1 protein-coding gene is annotated in these 335 nt (G+C 48.7%); it reads right to left on the bottom strand.

The window, feature by feature from the left end:
• Positions 1 to 129: 129 nt before the first annotated feature.
• Positions 130 to 335, bottom strand: a 206-nt coding sequence (locus NE665_RS24185) for a hypothetical protein (RefSeq protein ID WP_256302741.1), incomplete at its 5' end; no start/stop codon positions are given.

Genomic DNA, 335 nt, shown 5'->3' with positions numbered 1-335 from the left:
CTCCTGTCATATTGAAAAGGAATGCCGGGATGAAGAGCAGGGTCGCTGTGCCGAACAGCACGATGTCGATCCATCGGAACATGCCTCCCAGATGTCTTCCTTTCTTAAAATTCTTCGGTGAGTAGAACCTCATGATCGTTCAAAGTCCTCCATTTCTCTCATATCCTGCATATCTCTTTTTTCTGCATGCGTGGAAGACAGCTCGTCAATCCGCTTCGGATGGATCAGATCCTGGATACCGGCATGCATGTTCGAAAGATTCTGTGCACGCGTATTCTTCGTTACATAGCGTCCTCCACGGACGATGCTCTTCTGTCCCATCAGTCGATTACCTG

The sequence above is a fragment of the Clostridium sp. DFI.1.208 genome (assembly GCF_024463855.1).
Lineage (GTDB): Bacteria > Bacillota_I > Bacilli_A > Erysipelotrichales > Erysipelotrichaceae > Clostridium_AQ.
This window is presented reverse-complemented; position numbering and strand designations above follow the sequence as displayed.